Raw genomic sequence first — 20,113 nt, forward strand, 5'->3', positions numbered from 1 at the left:
AGAGAGATGGTCATGTCACGAAAGATCGCCGGATTTCTCATCGCGCTTGGCGCGTTCATGGTCCTCGAATGGATCAACCTCGGCTTCAACCTGGCCGACGGGCACCCGACGAGCTTCTACGTGGTGCACGGCGTCCTCATCGCGGTGAACCTCGTGCTGGCCGTGGTCCTCGCCTGGATCGGCGTGCGCGGGCTCAGAGGCCGCTCAGGAGGCGCCGGGTGAGGGCGTGCAGCTCCTCCGCCTCCTCCTTGGAGTCGCCGATCGAGGTGAAGCCCAGCTTGCCGTGCTCGGGAACGGCCCCGAGCAGGTGGAAGACGTTGCCGGTGCGGCGCTCGTGGTCGAAGCCGATGCCGAGCCGGTCGGCCGCGCGCAGGACCTCGCCGGGCGTGCGGCCGCGCAGGCAGGCGGAGGCGTGGTTGTCGGTCGCGGTGTAGTGCTTCGGCCGGTCCCCGGCCATGAGCAGGCCGCGGGCCGGGTCGTAGACCGCCCCGGTGGTCAGCGTCGCCGCGCCGTACGGGTGCGTGGTGCCGCCGATGCGCAGGTTGATCTCGCACAGCAGCGCCGCGTACCCGGCGTCGGCCTTCAGCGCGAAGAAGTCCATCCCGAACAGGCCCACCACGCCGCGCTCGGCCAGCACCCGCGCGATGCGCCCGGCCGAGGCGCCCACCTCGGCGCGGTACTCGGGCGCCGCCGGGAACGTGCAGCCCTGGTAGACCTGCCCGCTGTCGCCGCCGAGCACCTGGTCGTGCGTGGCCAGCACCCGGGCGGTGCCGTCCGGCGTGACCTGGGCCAGCGCGCTCGGGTAGTACAGCGGGCGGTGCTCGATGTACTCCTCCACCACCGCGCCCCGCTCCCTGATCTTGGCCGAGAACGCCTCCCAGGTCTCGTCGCCCGCCGAGAAGCTGATCAGCGAGCGGTCGGCCTTGGTGACGATGGCGTTGCCCAGCCCGGAGTAGGCGTCGTTGAGCTTGACGATCACCCGTTCCCCGGGCAGGGACTCGATGGCCTCCTCGATCTCCAGCGCGGTGCGCACGTCGCCGAAGCCGCGTGCCATGGGCACCCCGGCCTCGTGGCCGATCTCGCGGGCGCCGCTCTTGGAGCCGTAATAGGCGAAGGAGGTGGCCGGACCGTAGATGGGCACGTGGAGTGATGCCGCGAGCTCCTCCTCCAGCTCGCTCAGTACGAACGGCACCAGGCAGGCGTCGCCGTCGATCTCGCCGCGTAACCGCTCCAGCACGTCGGGACGGCCGAGCAGGGTCCTGGTCAGCGGCTGGGACCAGGGGTCGTCGAGCGTGATCAGCGTGAGCCGCTTGGCGGCGTCATCCGGATCGGGCAGGAACGCGAAGTAGTAGTCGATGATGTCGGGATCGATGGGCGCGGAGGAGAGGTAGATCACCTTTACCCCGGGGGCGCGGAGCGTCAGCAGCAGGAAGAGCAGGCGCTCCTCGTAGGACCTGGCCGCCTTGATGCGGCGGAGCTCGTCCTGCGGAAGGGAGAGCGAGGGCACGACCACCAGGGTCCCCTCGCTCGGCTCGAAGATGCTCAACCCAGCATACTTCTCCCCGAACGGGATATTAGTGATCATATAGCGAGTGAAACACCGATTCCCCCCGAAAGCAGCCAGCGGCGAAGTGTGATGACCATGACAGAAGGTGACAGGATTCGGAATCGCCCACCACGTTTGGAAGTGGCGACCACGGGTCACCATCTAATGATCCCTTGTGACTATTTCAGGATCAGTCCGGTCATCACGTAAGGTGACTAGTAGGGGTTACGGGCATGCCGACAGCTAACTTTTGGCGTATCTGTCGGCGCGAAGCCGCACACGAGCGATAGAGTCGAGACATCGCCATCGGGCTCACGGCCACCGCTGTGCACCCGGGCTGCAGCGGCACGCGCGACCGACGTACGCAAGCCCATGCCGACGATCTCACGCACCCGAACCAACGGGTGTTTTTTGATTCGCCGAGTCGGCCGTTCGACCAAGCGGCCCACGGCGGGACTTGGACGAGTACGACAGCGCACTAGCCGCGCCGGCTCCTGACATCCGGGCACGCGCGGCATGGGGACGGGACGGTGACATATGCGGGGACGTGAGCTGCGGGGGGAACTCGACGCGTTCCTGGCGGAGACCGAGCTGGATCTCGTGGCGTTCCGCCGCGACCTCCACATGCACCCTGAGCTGGCCTTCGCCGAATATCGCACGACACAGCGGATCGCCGAGCGGCTCACCGCCGCCGGGCTGAGCCCGCAGGTGCTCCCCAGGGGCACCGGCCTCATCTGTGACGTGGGCAGCGGCGACGGCCCCACGGTCGCCCTGCGCGCCGACATCGACGCGCTGCCGCTGCAGGACGAGAAGGACGTGCCCTATCGCTCCACCGTGGCGGGTGCCTGCCACGCGTGCGGCCACGACGTGCACACCACGGTGCTGCTCGGCACCTCGCTCTTCCTCGCCCAGCAGGCCGTGGCCGGCCTGCTGCCCGGCCGGGTCCGGCTGATCTTCCAGCCGGCCGAGGAGCTGCCCGGCGGCGCGCTGGAGGTCATGGCGCACGGCGGCATCAGCGGCGTCGACCGCATCTTCGGCCTCCACTGCGACCCGCGGGTCGACGTCGGCCAGCTCGGCCTGCGCGCCGGCCCGATCACCTCGGCCTGCGACCGGCTGGTCGTCCGGGTCTCCGGTCCCGGCGGCCACACCGCCCGCCCGCACCTGACGGCCGACCTGGTCTTCGCGCTGGCCAAGATCCTCACCGAGCTGCCCGCCGCGCTGTCGCGCCGGGTCGATCCGCGCTCCTCGCTGAGCCTCGTCTGGGGCCGCGTCGAGGCCGGCACGGCCGCCAACGCGATCCCCGACGACGGCGTCGCCGAGGGCACCGTGCGCTGCCTCGACGAGGAGGCCTGGCACGCCGCCCCCGACCTGATCAAGTCGCTGCTGGAGTCGGTCGCGAGCGCCTACGGCATCGAGGCCACCATGGACTACACCCGGGGCGTGCCGCCGGTCGTCAACGACGAGGTCAGCGTCGAGATGCTGGGCGAGGCCGCCGAGCGCGTGCTGGGCGCGGGCGCGGTGGTCCCGACCCAGCAGTCGCTCGGCGGCGAGGACTTCGCCTGGTACCTCGAGTCGATCCCCGGCGCGTTCGCCCGCCTGGGCACCCGCTCGCCGGACGGCGTGACCTACGACATCCACCAGGGCACCTTCGACGTGGACGAGAAGGCGATCGCGATGGGCGTGCGCGTCATGGCCGCCACCGCGCTCACCGCCCTGTGCGAGGTCGGGCCGCTCGACTCGACGGTCACCAGCGCGCTGGCGTGACCACCGGCAGCCGCAGCGCCGACCGGCCGGGCGCGAGCGTGATCCTCGTGCCCGCCGGGTAGCGCAGCGTGTAGTCGTAGTCGGTGGAGATGATCACCAGGCCCAGCCGGTGGCCCTTCTTGAACAGGTAGTCCGTCGGCTGGAAGTCCCAGGTGAAGGCATACTCCTTGCCCGCCCGCAGCGGCTCGGTGCGGTCCGGGCGGTGCCGGTTGCGGACGTCCAGCCAGCCCCTGGTGACGATCTTGTACGGGGTGGTGGCGGTGCCGAGCACGCGCAGCGCGGTGCAGCCGGTGTCACCGGGCACGCCCTGGCCGTAGCACCAGGTCTCGCCGGTCGGCACCAGGGTGCCGTTGGCCCGCACGTCGGTGCCGTAGTCCACCAGCAGCGCCGTCAGGTACGGCGAGGAGCCGCCCTCGAACGAGGCCCGCACCGACACCGTCGGCGTCCCCGAGATCCGCACGTCGCCCGGCAGCTCGGCGGTCGTGTACGCCAGCCGGTTCGGGTCCGCGCCGGTGGCCTCCACGAGCTGCTCGGCGGTCCTGGTCTTCTGGTCGGTGAAGGTCTCGCGCGCCGACAGCGGCCGCGGCAGCAGCCCCAGCCGCCCGCCGGAGCCCAGGTGCAGCGGGACGGTGGCGGTGCCGGGCAGCGGCCACGAGGCGTGCCGCGCCCACTGGCCGGGGCCGATCTCCACGTCGGCCTGGGGCTCGCGCATGATGCCCGAGTCGATGCCGTACAACCAGTGGTCGAACCAGCCGTGGAGCTGGCGCAGCCACTCGGCGGTGCGCAGCGAGAACGGGTTCATGTGGGTGCCCTGGTGCAGCCAGATCTTGCGCGGCACGTGCCGCTGGGCCAGGGCGTACCACCACTGGGCGAACTGCTTGGTCTTGACGTTCCAGTCGTTGAGGCCGTGCACCACGAAGACGCTGGCCCTGACCTTGTCCACGTCGTCGAGGTAGTTGCGGGCGTCCCAGAGCCGGCTGTAGTCGCCGGTGACCCGGTCCTGGCCCGCGGTGATGGAGTCGATCAGCGCGCCGCACGCCTCCTGGCCGTTCTGCCTGGTCAGGACGTACTTGGCGAGCACGTCCAGGTCCTCGCCCTGGAAGCCGCCCGGGGCCACGACGCCGCCGTTGGCGCGGTAGTAGTCGTACCAGCTGGAGATGGCGGCGATCGGGACGATCGTCTTCAGGCCCTCGACGCCGGTCGCGGCGACGGCGTTGGGCAGGGTGCCGTTGTAGGAGACGCCGATCATGCCGACGTTCCCGGTGGACCAGGTGGCCTCGACCGGGGCGCCGCCGGCGTCGAAGCCGCGGGCGCGGCCGTTGAGCCAGTCGATGGCGGCCTTCGGGCCGGCGGTCTCGTTGCGGTCGCCGGAGGTCGGGCAGCCGGTGGCCCGGCCGCTGCCCAGGTTCTCCACCAGGGCGATCGCGTAGCCGCGGGGCACGAAGTAGTTGTCGTAGTAGCCGTCGAAGGGCTCGGCGGTCAGCTTGTTCGCCAGGGACTTGAGCGTGGGCAGCGGGTTGCCGTGCTCGTCCACGTCCACGGGGTGGTTGGCGACGTCGTTGCCGCCCGCGTAGTACGGGCTGGCCTCCATGATCACCGGGACCTTGAGCCCGGCGTCGGTCTCCTTGGGCCGCAGGATGTCCACGGCGACCCGGTCCGGCGCGCCGTCATGGTCGCTGTCGGTGCCCGCGACCTCGACGAAGACCGTCTGCTTGATGGCGTCGGCCCGGGAGAAGACCGGCTGGGTGGCGTTGCCCTCGATCGTGATGGCGGGGGTGCCGGCGTGGGCGGGCGGGGTGCCCGTCAGGGCCGCGACGAGCAGCGCGGCCAGCGGCACGAGGAGCGCCTTCCTAGGGTGCATGCTCGGAATCTCCGCCAAGATCGGCCACCCTGCAAGAGGCAAATACCCCCCAAAGTTGGGCAAAACTTCGCCCGCGGATAGCGTGGCGGGTGGCGCGGAATCTAGGTCACGGACGCGCCTGATGTCGATAACGGAGCGGTTGCGACCCTGTGTGCCGGTTTGGTCTGCCCTGGTCAAGCAACTATCTTCCGTGCAGGTGCCGTACGTTTCTTCGCGCCTGCGATGAACTCGACGGCGGGGAAATGGAAGGGAGTCGCCTTGCTCGGCAAGCGATTCAACAGGGCGGCGCTCGGCTCCGTGGCCGGCGTCATGCTCATGGCAGCGGCCGCGTGTGGCGGCAACAGCGGGGGAACGACGGCCAGCGAGGCGCCCAGCGCCGGTGCCAGCAGCGAGCCGGCGAAGGGCGGGCTCAAGGTCGGCCTGGCGTTCGACGTCGGCGGTCGTGGTGACAAGTCCTTCAACGACGCCGCGTACGCGGGTCTGGAGAAGGCCAAGACCGAGCTCAACGCCGAGATCAAGGAGCTGAGCCCGGCCGCCGACGGCTCCAACCGCGGCGACCTGCTGCGCCAGCTCGCCGACGCGGGCTACAACCCGATCATCGGCGTCGGCTTCGCCTACGGCGAGGACATCAAGAAGGCCGCCGAGGAGTACCCCGACATCCAGTTCGCGGTCGTGGACTCCGCCTCCAACGCGCCCAACGTGACGGGCCTGCTGTTCGCCGAGGAGCAGGGCTCCTACCTGGCGGGCGTGGCCGCCGCGCTCAAGTCGAAGGCCGGCCACGTCGGCTTCGTCGGCGGCGTCGAGAACGACCTGATCAAGAAGTTCCAGGCCGGCTTCCAGGCCGGCGTGAAGTCGGTCAAGGCGGACGCCAAGATCGACGTCAAGTACCTCACCCCCGACGGTGACTTCTCCGGCTTCAAGGCCCCCGACAAGGGCAAGCTCGCGGCCGAGAAGATGTACCAGGACGGCGCGGACATCGTCTACCACGCCGCCGGCGACTCCGGCCTCGGCGTGTTCCAGGCGGCGGCCGCGGCCGGCAAGAAGGCCATCGGCGTCGACTCCGACCAGCGGCAGACGGTCAAGGAGACCGACCTGCAGAAGGTCATCATGACCTCGATGCTCAAGCGCGTGGACGTCGGCGTGTTCGAGTTCATCAAGGCGTTCCAGGGCGGCGCCAAGGGCGGCAGCGACACCGTCTACGACCTCAAGGTCGACGGCGTGGGCCTGGCCACCACCGGTGGCGAGATCGACGACCTCAAGGACAAGCTCGACGCTGCCAAGAAGGACATCGTCGACGGCAAAATCACGGTTCCGGCCAAGCCGTAACCTGGGTAGGACCGACGACCGAGGGCCCGGAGTCCGCTTCGGGCCTTCTGTCTATCCCGCCCTGCTCCTAGGAGAGGCGAAATGAGTGCTGACACCCTGGCCACGGCGCGACCCGCCGTAGAGCTGGAGGGCATCACCAAGCGTTTCCCCGGTGTCGTCGCCAACCATGACATCCGCATCACCGTCGCCCCGGGGACGGTGCACGCCATCGTGGGGGAGAACGGCGCGGGCAAGTCCACCCTGATGAAGATCCTCTACGGCATGCAGAAGCCGGACGAGGGCACGATCAGGGTGAGCGGCACGGAGGTGGCCTTCCGCACGCCGAGCGACGCCATCGCCGTCGGCATCGGCATGGTCCACCAGCACTTCATGCTGGCCGACAACCTCACCGTGCTGGAGAACATCGTCCTCGGCGCGGAGCCGAAGAAGGGCGGCCGGCTCGACCGCGCCGCGGCCCGCGCCCGCATCGAGCGGCTCGCCGAGACGCACGGCCTGCGCGTCGATCCGGGCAGGCTGGTGGAGGACCTCGGCGTCGGCGACCGCCAGCGCGTGGAGATCCTCAAGGTGCTCTACCGCGGCGCCCGCATCCTCATCCTCGACGAGCCGACGGCCGTGCTCGTCCCGCAGGAGGTCGAGGAGCTCTTCCAGAACCTGCGCGAGCTCAAGGCCGAGGGCCTGACCGTCATCTTCATCTCCCACAAGCTCGACGAGGTGCTCGGCATCGCCGACGCGATCACCGTGATCCGCCGCGGCACCACCGTCGCCAGCCTGCCCAGGAGCGAGGTCACCAGCGCCCGCCAGCTCGCCGAGCTGATGGTCGGCAGCGAGCTGCCCACCCCCGAGACCCGCGAGTCCACCGTGACCGACCGGGTCGCGTTCCAGGTGGGGCACCTCACGATGGAGGCCGGTGGGCACCACCCCGCCCCCAAGGGAGTGCCGGTCGAGGAGTACGTCGCCAAGCTGCGCGCCGACGGCAAGCGGCTGCTGCTGGACGACGTGTCGTTCGCGATCCACGAGGGCGAGATCCTCGGCATCGCCGGCGTCGAGGGCAACGGCCAGTCCGAGCTGATCGAGGCCATCATGGGCATCCGCCCCGCGCACGGCAGCATCACGCTCGGCGAGCTGGACGTCAGCTCCTGGCCCACCCTGCGGCGGCGCGAGTCCGGCATCGGCTACATCCCCGAGGACCGCCACCGCCAGGGCCTGCTCCTGGAGGCGTCGCTGTGGGAGAACCGCGTGCTCGGCCACCAGACCAGGAAGCCCGCCCGCAAGGGCATCTGGGTGGACCGGCGCGCCGCCAGGGCCGACACCGAGCGCATCGTCAGGGACTACGACGTGCGCACGCCGGGCGTGGACACCCTGGCCCTCGCCCTGTCCGGCGGCAACCAGCAGAAGCTCATCGTGGGCCGCGAGATGAGCGGCGAGCCCAAGTTCCTCATCGCCGCGCACCCGACGCGCGGCGTGGACGTCGGCGCGCAGGCCGCCATCTGGGACCACCTGCGCGAGGCCCGCGCCGCCGGCCTCGCCGTGCTGCTCATCTCCGCCGACCTCGACGAGCTGATCGGCCTGTCCGACACCATCCGGGTCATCTACCGCGGCCGGCTCGTGGCCGCGCTCGACCCGTCAGACATCACGCCCGAGCGGCTGGGCGGCTACATGACCGGCGCCATCGCCGGCACTGAGGAGACGTGATGCCCGCGGGGCTCAACCGGGCGCTGCTCACCGTGGCCGGCGCCGTCATCGCGATCGTGCTGGCCATCGCGATCTCCAGCGTGGCGATCATCGCCGCGGGAGCCAGCCCGCTGGACGCCTTCGCCGCCTTCTTCGACTTCGGCGAGAGCGCGCGGGCGCAGTCCAACGGCGTGGCGGCCTTCATCAACCGGGCGGTGCCGCTGTTCATCGCCGGCCTGGCCGTCGCCGTCGGCTTCCGCATGAACCTCTTCAACATCGGCGTGGAGGGCCAGTACCGGCTGGCCGCCATCGTCGCGGCCTACGTGGGCTCCACGTTCACCGCGCCCGCGCCGATCCAGATCGCGGTCATCATCGTCGTCGCGGCGCTCACCGGCGGCCTCTACGCGCTCATCCCCGCGGTCATGAAGGTGACCAGGGGCGTGAACGAGGTCATCGCCACGATCATGCTCAACTACATCGCGATCAGCCTGACGTCGTACCTGGTACGCGGGCCGTTCGCGGGCCAGCGTGCCGCCGGGCAGCTCACCACGACCACTCCGGAGCTGCCGGAGTCGGCCATGTTCCCGAACCTCAACGTCGTCTTCGACTGGTTCGGCGCGCTGCCTCCCACGCGCGGCGGCGGCCTGCAGGGCTTCCTGCTCGTCGCGATCGTGCTCGGCGTCGTCGTCTGGATCGTGCTGGAGCGCACCCGCTTCGGCTTCGACATCAAGGCCAGCGGGCTCAACGGCCCGGCCGCGCTCGCCTCCGGCGTCAACCCGAAGAAGATGGTCATCGCGGCCATGGTGATGTCCGGCGGCATCGCCGGGCTCATCGGCCTGCCCGAGATCCTCGGCGACAAGGGCGCGTTCAACTCCAACTTCACCGCCGGGCTCGGCTTCCTCGGCATCGCCGTGGCGCTGCTCGGCCGCAACAAGCCCGTGGGCATCGCGATCGCCGCGCTGCTGTTCGCCTTCCTCGACCGGGCGCAGGGCTCGCTGCAGTTCGCCGGGGTGCCGTCGTCGGTGGTCACGATCATCCAGGCGGTGATCGTGCTGCTGGTCGTCGTGGCCAACGAGGTGACGAACCGGTTGGCGCTGCGGCTGGAGGAACGCCGGGCGGCGCAGCAGCTCGGCAGGGACAACCCGGTTGAGGTGACCGCATGACCAGGGTCCGCAAGTACCACCTGACGCTCATCGGCGTCGCGGCGCTGCTGCTGGTGATGTCGCTGGTGCGGATCATCACCGGCGAGAACGACATCACCTCCTCCGGCACCTTCAACGCGGCGCTGCTGCTGGCCGTGCCCATCGGCCTGGCCGGGCTCGGCGGCCTGTGGGCCGAGCGGGCCGGCGTGGTCAACATCGGCCTCGAAGGCATGATGGTGCTCGGCACCTGGTTCGCCGGCTGGGCCGGCTACCAGTGGGGGCCCGTGGCCGCGCTCGTGGCGGGCCTGCTGGGCGGCGCGATCGGCGGGCTCATCCACGCCGTGGCCACCGTCACCTTCGGCGTGGACCACATCATCAGCGGCGTCGCCATCAACCTGCTCGGCCCCGGCGTCACCCGCTTCCTGTCGGAGGTGCTGTTCAAGGAGGGCACCCGGGCCTCGGCGGCCGGCGCGGGCATCACCACCTCGCCGCCGATCAGCGGGTCGGCGTGGACGCCCAGCCTGCCGGTGCTGTCGGACGGGCCCGACCTGCTCGGCAAGCTGGAGAGCACCCACTGGTTCCTGCTGTCCGACCTCGCGGGCATCCTGCGCGGCCTGACGCACGACGTCAACATCCTCGTCGTGCTGGCGGTGCTGCTGCTGCCGCTGACGTACTTCGTGCTCTGGCACACCGCCTTCGGCCTGCGGCTGCGCTCGGCGGGCGAGAACCCGTGGGCGGCCGAGTCGCTGGGCGTCAACGTCTACCTGACCAAGTACGTCGCGGTCGTCATCTCCGGCGCGTTCGCCGGGCTCGGCGGCGTGTTCCTGGTCTTCGTCTCCAACAAGTACGTCGAGGGCCAGACGCAGGGGCGCGGCTTCATCGGCCTGGCCACCATGATCTTCGGCAACTGGCGGCCCGGCGGCCTCGCGGCCGGCGCGTCGCTGTTCGGCTACGCCAGTGGCCTGCAGCTGCGCAGCTCGGGGGCCGTCACCACGTTCTTCCTGTTCGGCGCGGTGCTGCTGCTCGCCTACCTGGTGATCCAGGTGCGGCGCCTGCTCGCCGCCGATCGGCCCGCCGAGCTGGCCGCCGGCCCCGCCCGCCAGTACACGCTGATGGCGTTCGCCGCCCTCGGCATGGTCGTGCTGTTCTGGCTCTGGCTGACCGTCGAGCAGCTTCCGAACGAGTTCGTCTTCATCACACCACACGTGCTCACGCTGCTCGTGCTCCTGGTGGCTTCGCAGCGCCTGCGACCGCCCAAGGCCGACGGCGTGCGCTACCGCCGGGGGGAGCAACATTGAGCACCAACGTCGACTGGGACGCCCTGCGCGAGGCGGCGGCCGAGGCCATGCGGCACGCGTACGCGCCGTACTCGAAGTTCCCCGTGGGGGCGGCGGCGCTCGTGGACGACGGGCGCGTCGTCACCGGCTGCAACGTCGAGAACGCCTCCTACGGCGTCGGCCTGTGCGCCGAGTGCGGCCTGGTGTCGCAGCTCCAGCGCACCGGCGGCGGCCGGCTGGTGGCCTTCACCTGCGTGGACGGCCACGGCGAGCTGCTGATGCCGTGCGGGCGCTGCCGCCAGCTCCTGTACGAGTTCGGCGGTGACGAGCTGCTGGTCGAGACCGTGGACGGGGCCAGGCCGATGGCGGAGATCCTGCCGTACGCGTTCGGCCCGCAGGACCTCAGCCGGAGCGCCTGATGGACGCCATCGAGGTCATCCGCGCCAAGCGGGACGGCGGCGAGCTGACCACCGCCCAGATCGACTGGGTGATCGCCGCCTACACGCGCGGCGACGTGGCCGACGAGCAGATGTCCGCCCTCGCCATGGCCATCCTGCTCAACGGCATGAACCGGCGCGAGATCGCCGACTGGACGCAGGCCATGATCCGCTCCGGCGAGCGCATGGACTGGTCGGCGCTGGACCGGCCGACCGCCGACAAGCACTCGACCGGCGGCGTCGGCGACAAGATCACCCTGCCGCTGGCGCCGCTGGTGGCGGCGTGCGGGGCGTACGTGCCGCAGCTTTCCGGGCGCGGCCTCGGCCACACCGGCGGCACGCTCGACAAGCTGGAGTCCGTCCCCGGCTGGCGGGCGTCGCTGTCCAACGACGAGATGCTGGACGTGCTGCGCACGGCCGGCGCGGTGGTGTGCGCGGCCGGCTCCGGCCTCGCCCCCGCCGACAAGAAGCTGTACGCGCTGCGCGACGTCACCGGCACCGTCGAGTCGATCCCGCTCATCGCCTCCTCGATCATGTCGAAGAAGATCGCCGAGGGGACGGGGTCGCTGGTCCTCGACGTCAAGGTGGGCTCCGGGGCGTTCATGAAGGACGTCACGACGGCGCGGGAGCTGGCCGAGACGATGGTCGCGCTCGGCACCGACGCCGGGGTCCGCACGGTCGCCCTGCTGACCGCCATGGACCGGCCGCTCGGGCGGGCCGTGGGCAACGCGCTGGAGGTCGAGGAGTCCGTCGAGGTCCTGGCCGGTGGCGGGCCCGCGGACGTGGTGGAGCTGACGGTGCGGCTGGCCAGGGAGATGCTGGAGGCCGCCGGGGTCTCCGGGGCCAAGGACCCGGCCCAGGCGCTCCAGGACGGCTCGGCGATGGACGCCTGGCGGCGGATGATCTCCGCCCAGGGCGGCGACCCGGACGCCGTGCTGCCGCGCGCCGCCGAGACCATGACCGTGGAGGCGCCCGCGTCCGGGGTGCTGACCCGGATGGACGCGTACGCGGTCGGCCTGGCCGCCTGGCGGCTGGGGGCCGGGCGGGCCCGCAAGGAGGACCCGGTGTCGGCCGGGGCCGGCGTCACGCTGCACGCCAAGCCGGGCGACCTGGTGCGGGCCGGGCAGCCGCTGCTGACCCTGCACGCCGACGAGACGGCCCGCTTCGAGCGCGCCCTGGAGGCCCTGGACGGCGCCTGCGCCGTGGGCCCCGCCGACGAGGGCCGCCTTCCCCTGGTCATCGACCGCGTCACCGCGCCGTAGCCCCGCCCTCTGGCCGGGGTGCCCGGTCAGGGGGCGGTCAGGGCGGGGGTCTCGGTGAAGATCTCTTTCAGCACCGCGCGCTGCGTGGGCAGGGCCTCGGCGTGCCGGGCGCGTCCCTGCGGGGTGATGCAGACGAAGATGCCGCGCCGGTCGGAGCTGCAGGCGTCCCGTGACACGAGCGCGGCCTTCTCCAGCCGCGCCACCACCCGCGACAGCGCGCTCTGGCTCAGGTGCACCTCGTCGCAGAGCTCCTGCAGGCGCAGCTTCCTGTCGTGATGGACGATCCGGTCCAGGACCTCGAACTCGCTGGGCCCCAGCCCGTGCCGCTCGCCCAGCGCACGCTCCAGGGCGCACATGGCCTTGGCGTGTTTCGCCAGGACGTAATGCCAGGTGTCGATCACGACTTCCTCGTCCATGTCGCGGAGGTTACCATCCTGCCAATTCTCATGCAATGGCATTAAATGCGCTTGCATAAGATGCGGACGCATGTAATCTTCTGGTCCATGTCCTCTTCCGCATCTACGGTAACGATCTCCTCTCGCTGGGCAGCGCTCACCGTGCTGTGCGCAGTGATCTTCCTTGACGCTCTTGACGTGTCGATGGTGGGGGTGGCGCTGCCGGCCATCCAGCACGACCTGGGATTGAGCACTTCGTCCTTGCAGTGGGTGGTCAGCGGTTACGTGCTCGGCTACGGCGGTCTGCTGCTGCTCGGCGGCCGGACCGCCGACCTGCTCGGGCGGCGCAGGGTGTTCCTGGCCGCGCTGGGCGTCTTCGCCGTGGCCTCGCTGCTGGGCGGCGTCGTGGACGACGGCGGGCTGCTGATCGCGGCCCGGTTCGTGAAGGGCGTGGCCGCCGCGTTCACCGCCCCCGCCGCGTTGTCGATCATCACGACCACCTTTCCCGAGGGCCCGGTGCGCAACAAGGCGCTGAGCATCTTCACCGCCTGCGGCGCCAGCGGCTACTCGCTCGGTCTCGTCCTGTCCGGCCTGCTGACCGAGATCGGCTGGCGGTGGACGCTGCTGATGCCGGTGCCGGTCGCGATCGCCGCGCTCGTCGCCGCGCTCAAGGTGCTGCCGCGCGGCGCCGAGGAGCGCGCCGAGGGCGGCCACGACCTGCTGGGCGCCGTGCTCATCACCGCCTCCATGCTGCTGCTGGTCTTCACCGTCGTGCAGGCCCCCGAGGCCGGCTGGGCCTCGGTGCGCACCATCGGCTCGCTGGTGGCCGTGGCGGTGCTGCTCGGCGCGTTCGTCCTCGCCGAGCTGCGCATGAGGCACCCGCTGGTACGGCTCGGCATCCTGCGCTCCGGGCACATCGTGCGGGCCAACCTGGGCCTGGTCATCCTGATGGGCTCCTACGTCGCCTTCCAGTTCGTGGCCATGCAGTACTTCCAGAACCTGCTGCACTGGTCGGCCCTGGGCACCGCCCTGGCGTTCCTGCCCGCGGGCCTGCTCGTGGCGCTCACCTCGACCAAGATGGGCGACTTCGCCGACCGGTTCGGCACCGGCAGGCTCATCGTGGTCGGCGCGGCCGCCCTGGCCGGCGGGTACGCGATCTTCCTCGGCATCGACAGCACCCCCAGCCTGGCCGGGATGGTGATCCCCGGCATGCTGCTGCTGGGCGTGGCGTTCGCGCTGTCGTTCCCCTCGCTCAACATCCAGGCCACCAACGGCGTGGACGACGACGAGCAGGGCCTGGCCTCCGGGCTGCTCAACACCTCCGGCCAGGTCGGCGGCGCGATCGTGCTGGCCGTGGTGACCGCCGTGCTCACCGCGGGCGGCGACGGCGGCGGGACGCCGTCCATCGCCTCGATGCGGGCGGCCATCGTGGTCTCGCTGGTGCTGGCGCTGGCCGGCCTGGCGATCGCGGCCACCGGGCTGCGCGGACGCCGCGGCGCGGCGGCCGTGCCGGGTCCCGCGCACGAGCCCGTCACGGTGGGCGTGGCGGGTGCCGCCGTCCCGGCCGCGGGCGCCGGCCGCCGCGAGGACGTCGTCGAGGCGGGTCTCGACCGCTGACCCGCCGGGGAGCGGCGCGGCCCGCCGGGGGCGCGGGCCGCGCCGCCGTTCCCCTCCGGAGGCCGCCCCGCCGGCCGGGCCGGCTCCGTTCGCGGACAGAACCGTACGGACCATCCCAAAGGCGCGGGCGCCTCCGCGCGAAGGAGAGCCGGACGGCGGCTGAACGCCGGAAAGGCCGTTCCGATCAGGCAAAACGCCGCTTGCCGCCCGCCGGGGCTGGGCATCTACCGGGCATGCGACCGTCATCCCCGTCCGGCGCCCGGCCGGCGCGCCCGCGCGTCGTCGCCCCGCTCTCCGGCCTCGCCGCGCTCACCGCGCTCACCATGCTCGCCGCCGCCCTCGCCGGGTGCGGCCCGGCCACCCCGGCCACCCTGCCCGGCGCCGCGATCGGCCCCCGGGCCTCGGCGGCCACGCCCGAGCCCGGCCCGCCGACCAGCACCAGCGAGGTGAACGTCGAGCGGGACGGCATGGACCCCGCCGTCGTCACCGCCGTCCGCTACGCCGCCCACCCCACCTACGACCGCCTGGTCATCGACCTCGACGGCGACATCCCCGGCTACAACCTGAAATGGGTGGACGAGTTCGTCCAGGACGGCTCGGGCCGCGCGATCGACGTGCGCGGCGGCGCGTACCTGCAGCTCACCCTCTTCCCCGCCAGCGCCCACGACGAGGACGGCACGCCCACCTGGAAGGGCGGCCCGATCTACCCGGCCGACCTCGGCAACCTGACCGACGTCGTCCGCACCGGCGACTTCGAGGGCCGCGTCGGCATCGGCCTGGTGCTGGCCCGGCAGGCGGCCTTCCAGATCGAGGAGCAGGGCGGGCCCAACCGGCTGGTCCTCGACGTGGCACACTGACCACCGTGGTGAGAAAGATCGAGGGCCCGGCCCGCATCCCCGTACCCGGCGGCAAGCTCATCGACGAGCACATCGGCCGCGTCAACAGCGGCGACGAGGCGGTCTCCATCGCCCACATGACCGCGCCGCCGGGCTGGGCCGAGCCCGCGCAGACGCCGTCGTTCGCCGAGTACACCCTCGTCCTGCGCGGCACGGTGATCGTCGAGCACGACGGCGGACGCACCGAGGTCGCCGCCGGCCAGTCGGTGGTCACCGAGCCCGGCGAGCGGATCCGCTACAGCGCGGGCCCGGAGGGCGCCGAGTACGTCGCGGTGTGCCTGCCCGCCTTCTCGCCCGACAGCGCCGGTCGCGACTGACGCCGCTGGTCATATCATGGGCGGATGAGTCCTGAGCTTGACGAGATCCGGCGGGCTCCCAAGGTGCTGCTGCACGATCACCTCGACGGCGGGCTGCGCGCCGAGACGATCGTCGAGCTGGCCCGGGAGACCGGCTACGACCGGCTGCCCACCCACGACCCCGACCACCTGCGGCAGTGGTTCGAGGAGGCGTCGGACTCGGGTTCCCTGGAGCGCTACCTGGAGACGTTCGACCACACCGTCGGCGTCATGCAGACCCGCGAGTCGCTGGTGCGCGTCGCCGCCGAGTGCGCCGAGGACCTCGCCGCCGACGGCATCGTCTACGCCGAGGTACGCTTCGCGCCCGAGCAGCACACCACCACGGGGCTGAGCCTCGACCAGGTGGTGGAGGCGGTGCTGGAGGGCTTCCAGCAGGGGTCGGCCGGGCGCGGCATCCGCGTCGGCACGCTGCTGACCGCCATGCGCCACCAGGCCCGCTCCAGGGAGATCGCCGAGCTGGCCGTGCGCTACCGCGACGTGGGCGTGGTCGGCTTCGACATCGCCGGGGCGGAGGCCGGCTACCCGCCCACCCGCCACCTCGACGCCTTCGAATACCTCCAGCGGGAGAACGCGCACTTCACCATCCACGCGGGCGAGGCGTTCGGGCTGCCGTCCATCTGGCAGGCCATCCAGTGGTGCGGCGCCGACCGGCTCGGCCACGGCGTGCGCATCATCGACGACATCGTGGTGGGCGGCGACGGCACCGCCAAGCTGGGGCGCCTGGCGGCCTACGTCCGCGACAAGCGCATCCCGCTGGAGATGTGCCCCACGTCCAACCTGCAGACCGGCGCCGCCGCCTCCATCGCCGAGCACCCGATCGGGCTGCTGCGGCGGCTCTACTTCCGGGTCACGGTCAACACCGACAACCGCCTGATGAGCCGCACCAGCCTGTCGACGGAGTTCGCCAAGCTGGTGGAGGCCTTCGGCTACGGCTGGGACGACCTGCAGTGGTTCACGGTCAACGCCATGAAGTCGGCGTTCCTGCCGTTCGACGAGCGGCTGGCGCTCATCAACGGGCGCATCAAGCCCGGCTTCGCGCAGCTCAAGTGGCAGCCGTGAGGCAGACCTACCGCTCCAGGGCCGCGTACGTGATGGCGTGGCTCTGGCTGGCCTTCGTCGCCTTCAACGTCTACGACCTGATCAACAAGTACACCGGCAAGGCGTCGATGGTGGCGCTGGCCGTGCTGGGCGTGCTGACCGCGGTCGTCTACGTCGTGGCGCTGCGGCCCGCGACCGTGCTCACCGAGCACGAGCTGGTGGCCCGAAACCCGCTGCGCACCGTACGGGTGCCGTGGGCGGCGGTCGAGGACGTCACCGTCTCCCACGCGATCGGCGTCCACCTCGGCGGCGACCGCGTGCTGCGCCTGTGGACGCCGATGAGCAGCGCCAGAGAGCGGGCCAGGGCGCAGCGGCGCGGCATGGCGAGCCAGCGGCGCGGCCGGTTCCAGACCGAGCCGTCGCTGAGCAGGGCCGAGCAGGCGGCGCAGGAGGCGCTGGCCGGCAGGACGCACGCCGACTGGGTGGGCGACCAGATCCGCGACCGCGCCGAGTCGGCCCGCCGCCGCGACGAGCAGGCGGCGCCGGTGCGCGCCGGATGGGCCTACGACGCCTTCGCGGCCGGGGTCGCCGCCCTGGCCCTGGTGATCGTCGCGATCGTCGTCCCCTGAGCGCCGTTGACCAGGCCCTGGCCCGCTGAAGGGGTGGCCCGCGCGGTGAGCGAGTTCGAGGGGGAGCGGCACCGCAGGGAGCTGACCGGCTACTGCTACCGCATGCTCGGCGCCGGCTCCGAGGCCGAGGACGCGGTGCAGGAGACGCTCGTCCGGGCCTGGCGCACGTACGACCCCGGCCGGGGGCCGCTGCGCGCCTGGCTGTTCCACCTGGCCACCAACGTCTGCCTCGACATGCTGCGCGGCCCCCAGCGCCGGGCCCGGGCCGTGGACCTGGCTCCGGCCGCCGTCCCCGGTGCTCCTCTCGGCGAGCCGCTGCCGCCCGGGCGCTGGATCCTGCCCGTCCCCGACGAGCGTGTCCTCGACCCCGCCGACCTGGCGGTGGGCCGGGAGTCGGTCCGGCTGGCGTTCGTGGCCGCGCTCCAGCACCTGCCGCCCCGGCAGCGGGCCGTGCTCATCCTCCGCGACGTGCTCGCCTGGTCGGCCGCCGAGACCGCCACCCTGCTGGGCACCACCGTCGCCTCCGTCAACAGCGCCCTGCAACGGGCCCGCGCCAGGCTGCCCGCGCACCCCGCCGGGGACAGGGAGGTGGACGAGCGGCTGCTCGCCCGCTACGTCGCCGCCTTCGAGAGCCACGACGTGGACGCCCTGGTGTCGCTGCTGCACGAGGACGCGACCATGTCCATGCCGCCGTTCACCTGGTGGCTGCGGGGCCGGGCCGACATCCTGGCCGTCAACCGGGCCGCCCCCGGCGCGTGCGCGGGCGCCCGCCTGCTGCCGGCGCGCGCCAACGGGTGCCCGGCCTTCGGCCAGTACCTGGACGGGGAGCCCTTCGCGCTGGTCGTGCTGGACGTCGTGGCCGGGCGCGTCGCCGGGATCACCACGTACCTGGATCCCGGCCTGTTCCCGTCCTTCGGCCTGCCGATGAGTTTCGCGGGCGCGTTCCGTACGGACAGGTGAAGGAGGAAAGACATGCCACAGATCATCGAGCTTCCCGGGCGGCCGTACGTCGGGGTGCGCGCGACCATCACCATGACCACCTTCGGCGTCGTGGGCGACCGCATCGGCGGGATCATCGCCTGGCTGCTCGACCGGGGCGTCACCCCGGCCGGGGCCCCGTTCTTCCGCTACCGGGAGATCGACCTGGCCGGCGACCGCCTGGTGGTGGAGGCCGGCGTCCCGGTCCCGTCCCCGGTCGAGCCCGAGGCCGACCTCTTCGCCGGCACCCTTCCCGCCGGCCGCTACGTCACCGAGCTCCACCACGGCCACCCCGACGGCCTGGCCGCGGTACACGACCGCGTGCGGGCCTGGGCCGCCGACGAGGGGCTGACCTGGGACCTGACCGAGAAGGACGGCACCGAGCACTGGGGTTGCCGCCTGGAGCTCTACCTGACCAACCCGATGGACGAACCCGACCTGAACCACTGGGACACCGAGCTCCAGCTCCGCCTCACCTGACCCCGCGGCGCGGCCGGGGTGCTACCGCCAGGCGTCCACCAGTTCCTCGGGCGTCACGTGGCGCACCCCGGCCACCTCGCACCCGGCGCGCGAGACGGCGTACAGCGGCGTGGAGGCGTCGGCCCCCGGCATCTTGGACCGGTGGACCACCAGCTCGCTGAAGTCGTGCTGGTCGAACGGCCGGTTCTCCAGCCACTTCACCGACCCCACCATCGTGACCACCGTGGCCACCGGCTCCCGGTCGGCCCCCACGAGGTCGATCTCGGGGTCGTTGGTCCTGGTCCAGTACCCGCCGATCGCCGCGGTCCGCTCGGGCAGCCCGTCCATGCGCCGCAGCGACTCCCGGACGAACGGTTCCACGGCCATGCCGCGCCAGGCCGTCCACGAGCGCTCGATCCGCCGCATCACGAGATCGCCTCGGCCGCGGGAGATCTCCGCCATGCCTGGCTCGACGAAGGACAGCCAGAACCGCAGATGCGGGTCCGCGACGTGGTAGCGACGCTCCTTGGAAGGGCGGACGGACAGCGGCACCTCCGCCGCGATCATGCGCTTGTCCATGAGGATGTGCAGGCCACGGGTCACCGACGTCCCGGCCATGCCTCCTGAGGCCTTGAGCATCGACGAGTAGGTGCGCTGGCCTGAGCCGATGGCCTTCATCAGCGCTCTCGCCTGTGCCTCCGACGGGAACTCCGCCGCCATCGCGCGCTCGCCGCTGACGATCAGGGCCGAGGTGGGGTCGGACACGACGGAGCCGAGGAACTCCCGGGCCGTGGCACCGGCCGGCCATTCGTCGAGGATCATCGGCAGTCCGCCGGTGACGAGGTAGGCGTCGATGGCCTCGGCGGGCGGCAGCCGCAGCTTCTCGGCCACGTCCGCGGGCGTGAGCGGATCGACCACCATCTCCGAGGCTCGCATGTAGAACGGGCGGTCGTACTGGTTGACGGCCTCCATGATGGACAGATCGGAGCCGATCAGGATGAGCAGCATGGGGCGGCGCGAGAACTCGCGATCGAAGAGGCGCTGGAGCCTGCCCTCCAGATGGGGATCCCCCTCGATCATGTAAGGCAGCTCGTCGAGGACCACGATGCTCGGCGCGTCCTGCGGCACGGCCTGAGCCAGGAGCCGGAGGGCACTGTCCCATGAGGTGGGGGTCACCTCGGCGAACAGCGCGGCGTCAGGCAGGTCCGAGGCCGCGGCGTCGGCGACGAAACGCTCGAGCTGGTCGCCGATCGGTTCTTTGGCCGCGGTGAAGAAGAGACTGGGCACGCCGCTGCGGCGGATGAACTCCTCCGCCAGCCGCGATTTCCCGACGCGTCTCCGGCCGCGCATGAGGATCGCGCGGCCCGGCCGGTCGCCTGCTCCCACCCTGCCGAAGTAACGGCTGAGCGCGGCCAGCTCGCGCTCGCGCCCGATGAACCCGTCCACTGGCTCTCCCCTC

General features: G+C 71.7%; 19 protein-coding genes. 15 read left to right on the forward strand and 4 right to left on the reverse strand.

The window, feature by feature from the left end; translation table 11 throughout:
- Positions 1-12 precede the first annotated feature (12 nt).
- Positions 13-222 carry an SCO4848 family membrane protein gene (locus AB0H75_RS00945; RefSeq protein ID WP_367787941.1) on the forward strand — a complete coding sequence of 70 codons (210 nt, stop codon included), beginning with the start codon at positions 13-15 and terminating at the stop codon, positions 220-222.
- Here the strand turns inward: AB0H75_RS00945 and AB0H75_RS00950 are convergent.
- Positions 194-1,585: a peptide ligase PGM1-related protein gene (locus AB0H75_RS00950; RefSeq protein WP_367787943.1), complete on the reverse strand. Its 1,392-nt coding sequence runs from the start codon at positions 1,583-1,585 to the stop codon at positions 194-196. The genes AB0H75_RS00945 and AB0H75_RS00950 overlap by 29 nt on opposite strands.
- Positions 1,586-2,083: 498 nt before the next feature.
- Between AB0H75_RS00950 and AB0H75_RS00955 the strand changes: the two genes are divergently transcribed.
- Positions 2,084-3,310 carry a M20 family metallopeptidase gene (locus AB0H75_RS00955; protein ID WP_367787945.1) on the forward strand — a complete coding sequence of 409 codons (1,227 nt, stop codon included), beginning with the start codon at positions 2,084-2,086 and terminating at the stop codon, positions 3,308-3,310.
- Here AB0H75_RS00955 and AB0H75_RS00960 read toward each other — a convergent pair.
- Positions 3,291-5,171 (reverse strand): Xaa-Pro dipeptidyl-peptidase, encoded by a 1,881-nt coding sequence (locus AB0H75_RS00960; protein WP_367787947.1) that lies wholly within the window; start codon positions 5,169-5,171, stop codon positions 3,291-3,293. The genes AB0H75_RS00955 and AB0H75_RS00960 overlap by 20 nt on opposite strands.
- 258 nt (positions 5,172-5,429) lie before the next feature.
- Between AB0H75_RS00960 and AB0H75_RS00965 the strand changes: the two genes are divergently transcribed.
- From AB0H75_RS00965 to AB0H75_RS00990, 6 genes are all read left to right on the forward strand, one after another.
- A complete protein-coding gene (locus AB0H75_RS00965; RefSeq protein ID WP_367787948.1) occupies positions 5,430-6,497 on the forward strand; it encodes a BMP family protein in 1,068 nt (355 codons plus the stop codon).
- A gap of 81 nt (positions 6,498-6,578) precedes the next feature.
- Positions 6,579-8,189, forward strand: a complete 1,611-nt coding sequence (locus AB0H75_RS00970) for an ABC transporter ATP-binding protein (RefSeq protein ID WP_367787950.1) — start codon at positions 6,579-6,581, stop codon at positions 8,187-8,189.
- Entirely contained in the window at positions 8,189-9,331 is a 1,143-nt protein-coding gene (locus AB0H75_RS00975) for an ABC transporter permease (RefSeq protein ID WP_367787952.1), read from the forward strand. The genes AB0H75_RS00970 and AB0H75_RS00975 overlap by 1 nt, the downstream gene beginning before the upstream one ends.
- Positions 9,328-10,608, forward strand: a complete 1,281-nt coding sequence (locus AB0H75_RS00980) for an ABC transporter permease (protein WP_367787954.1) — start codon at positions 9,328-9,330, stop codon at positions 10,606-10,608. Before AB0H75_RS00975 ends, AB0H75_RS00980 begins: the two co-directional genes overlap by 4 nt.
- Entirely contained in the window at positions 10,605-11,006 is a 402-nt protein-coding gene (locus AB0H75_RS00985) for a cytidine deaminase (RefSeq protein ID WP_367787955.1), read from the forward strand. Before AB0H75_RS00980 ends, AB0H75_RS00985 begins: the two co-directional genes overlap by 4 nt.
- Positions 11,006-12,286 (forward strand): thymidine phosphorylase, encoded by a 1,281-nt coding sequence (locus AB0H75_RS00990; protein ID WP_367787957.1) that lies wholly within the window; start codon positions 11,006-11,008, stop codon positions 12,284-12,286. The genes AB0H75_RS00985 and AB0H75_RS00990 overlap by 1 nt, the downstream gene beginning before the upstream one ends.
- Before the next feature lie 26 nt (positions 12,287-12,312).
- Here AB0H75_RS00990 and AB0H75_RS00995 read toward each other — a convergent pair whose 3' ends face one another.
- Complete coding sequence (locus AB0H75_RS00995; protein ID WP_367787959.1) at positions 12,313-12,702, reverse strand: MarR family winged helix-turn-helix transcriptional regulator; 390 nt, start codon at positions 12,700-12,702, stop codon at positions 12,313-12,315.
- Between the two features lie 153 nt (positions 12,703-12,855).
- Here AB0H75_RS00995 and AB0H75_RS01000 point away from each other — a divergent pair, with 153 nt between their 5' ends.
- The 7 genes from AB0H75_RS01000 to AB0H75_RS01030 all read left to right on the forward strand — a co-directional run bounded on the left by AB0H75_RS01000 (position 12,856) and on the right by AB0H75_RS01030 (position 18,675).
- Complete coding sequence (locus tag AB0H75_RS01000; protein ID WP_367787960.1) at positions 12,856-14,298, forward strand: MFS transporter; 1,443 nt, start codon at positions 12,856-12,858, stop codon at positions 14,296-14,298.
- Positions 14,299-14,531: 233 nt separating this feature from the next.
- A complete protein-coding gene (locus AB0H75_RS01005) occupies positions 14,532-15,155 on the forward strand; it encodes a hypothetical protein (RefSeq protein ID WP_367787962.1) in 624 nt (207 codons plus the stop codon).
- A 5-nt stretch (positions 15,156-15,160) separates the two neighbouring features.
- Positions 15,161-15,511, forward strand: coding sequence for a cupin domain-containing protein (locus tag AB0H75_RS01010; RefSeq protein ID WP_367787964.1), 351 nt, complete (start codon positions 15,161-15,163; stop codon positions 15,509-15,511).
- 24 nt (positions 15,512-15,535) lie between these two features.
- On the forward strand, positions 15,536-16,609 hold the full coding sequence (locus tag AB0H75_RS01015; protein ID WP_367787966.1) for an adenosine deaminase: 1,074 nt from the start codon (positions 15,536-15,538) through the stop codon (positions 16,607-16,609).
- Complete coding sequence (locus AB0H75_RS01020; protein WP_367787968.1) at positions 16,606-17,217, forward strand: hypothetical protein; 612 nt, start codon at positions 16,606-16,608, stop codon at positions 17,215-17,217. Before AB0H75_RS01015 ends, AB0H75_RS01020 begins: the two co-directional genes overlap by 4 nt.
- A gap of 45 nt (positions 17,218-17,262) precedes the next feature.
- On the forward strand, positions 17,263-18,177 hold the full coding sequence (locus AB0H75_RS01025) for a sigma-70 family RNA polymerase sigma factor (RefSeq protein WP_367787970.1): 915 nt from the start codon (positions 17,263-17,265) through the stop codon (positions 18,175-18,177).
- A 12-nt stretch (positions 18,178-18,189) separates the two neighbouring features.
- Positions 18,190-18,675 carry a GyrI-like domain-containing protein gene (locus AB0H75_RS01030; RefSeq protein WP_367787972.1) on the forward strand — a complete coding sequence of 162 codons (486 nt, stop codon included), beginning with the start codon at positions 18,190-18,192 and terminating at the stop codon, positions 18,673-18,675.
- Between the two features lie 21 nt (positions 18,676-18,696).
- Here AB0H75_RS01030 and AB0H75_RS01035 read toward each other — a convergent pair whose 3' ends face one another.
- A complete protein-coding gene (locus AB0H75_RS01035; protein WP_367787974.1) occupies positions 18,697-20,100 on the reverse strand; it encodes an ATP-binding protein in 1,404 nt (467 codons plus the stop codon).
- Positions 20,101-20,113: the final 13 nt, after the last annotated feature.

This window comes from Nonomuraea sp. NPDC050783 (assembly GCF_040802095.1).
Lineage (GTDB): Bacteria > Actinomycetota > Actinomycetes > Streptosporangiales > Streptosporangiaceae > Nonomuraea.